We start from the raw sequence: 1,734 nt of genomic DNA, 5'->3' as shown, positions 1-1,734 counted from the left end.
GGGTTGCGCGGGGTGGGCCGGTGCTGGCGCCCGGGCCTCGGGATCTGCCGCTTCAGTATGTCGATGTGCGGGATCTGGCGGAGTGGTTGCTCGGTTCCGTGGAGCGGGAGTTGAGCGGGGCGTACAACCTGATCTCCGCGCAGGGGCACGCGACGATGGGGTCGCTCTTGGACGCGTGTGTGCGGGTTACCGGTGGAGGGGCCGAGCTGCGTTGGACCTCGCCGGAAGTCGTGCTGGGGGCCGGCATCGAGCCGTGGACTCAGTTGCCGGTGTGGGTGCCGCCGGGTAGTGAGGGGTACGACGCGTTGCACAGTGCGGATGTGTCTCGGGCGGTGGCTACGGGGTTGAGGTGCCGGCCTGTGGTGGAGACCGTGGGTGATACGTGGCAATGGTTGCAGGGTGTTGGTGGGGTTGCGCCGCGGCGGGCTGATCGGCCGGCGGTGGGGCTTGACCCTGCTGTGGAGGCGAAGGTGCTTGGGGTGCCGTTGGAGTGGTAGTTCGTTGGGTGCGGGTGCGTGGGGGCTGGGCGCGCAGTTCCCCGCGCCCCTAAAAGAACTAAGCCAGCCGGTGTTGCTAGCGACACCCCCACCACGGTGGCCCGGCCCCGTGACCTGGCCTGGCTGTTCCGAGAGACTGGGCTCATGGACACGAAAAGCGAGAGTGGGCGGGCCCGGGGCGTTCTCGTGGCGGGGGTGCGTGCTCTTGGGCTCGCTCTCGTCTCCCTCTCCGGGTCGCTCGTCCTCCTTGTGCTGACCGTCGTGTCTCTTGTGGCCGTCCCGCTCGGTGTCGGGCTGTTCACCACGCCCTGGGTGCTCAGTGCTGTGCGCGCCCATGCGAACCTGCGGCGGCTGCTCGGCGCGCAATGGTGCGAGGTGCGTATTCCTACGACGTACCGCTCCATCCCAACCGATGCGCTCCCCTGGACCCGGGCCCTCCGCCTCCTCCGCGACCCCGCCACCTGGCGGGATCTGCGGTGGCTGCCCGTCGACATGGTCGCCGGGTTCGTCACCGCGTTGGTGCCTGCGGCTCTGGTGTTCTATCCGCTGGAGGGCTTCGCGTTGGCGTTCGGGTTGTGGCGGGTGTTCACGGACGGGACGTATGTGGGGTGGTGGTACGGGTTCGTGCCGGTGGGCGGGCAGGGCAGTGCGCTGCTCGCGGGGCTGCTCGGCGTCGGAATTCTCGCCGCTTCCTTCTTCCTCACCCCGGCCCTCCTCCGCGTCCACTTTCTGCTGACGCGTTCCCTTCTTGCCCCGGGGCAGAGTCAACTCGCCGAGCGGGTACGGGTGTTGACGGAGACACGGCGGGATGCGGTGGATGGTTCGGCTGCCGAGTTGCGGCGGATCGAGCGGGATCTGCATGACGGGGCGCAGGCCCGGCTGGTCGCCATGGGGATGGATCTCGGGACCATCGAGGCGCTGTTGGAGAAGAACCCCGCCAAGGCAAGGGAGTTGCTCGCCCGAGCCCGGCAGTCCTCCGTCGAGGCCCTCGACGAGCTGCGTGATCTCGTTCGGGGGATTCATCCGCCGGTGCTGGCGGAGCGTGGACTCGCGGATGCCGTACGGGCGTTGGCGTTGCGGATGCCGGTGCCGAGCGAGGTGAGTGCGGAGCTTGGGGGTGGGCGGGCCGACGCGCCGGTCGAGTCGGCCGCCTATTTCGCCGTCAGTGAGGTGCTCACCAACGCCGTGAAGCATTCCGGTGCCGATCGGATCTGGGTCGACATGCGGTATGCGGAAG

At 68.9% G+C, this 1,734-nt stretch carries 1 protein-coding gene and 1 pseudogene; both read left to right on the top strand.

Going from position 1 to position 1,734, the window contains the following annotated elements; translation table 11 throughout:
• Positions 1 to 497, top strand: a pseudogene (locus AC31A1_RS50950) (reductase); the annotation flags it as partial.
• Between the two features lie 144 nt (positions 498 to 641).
• Positions 642 to 1,734, top strand: a 1,093-nt coding sequence (locus AC31A1_RS50945) for a sensor histidine kinase (RefSeq protein ID WP_489659837.1), incomplete at its 3' end; no start/stop codon positions are given.

The sequence above is a fragment of the Streptomyces sp. P5F9 genome, from assembly GCF_057961495.1.
Note: the sequence above shows the minus strand (reverse complement) of the source record. Positions and strands in the feature narration are given on the sequence as shown.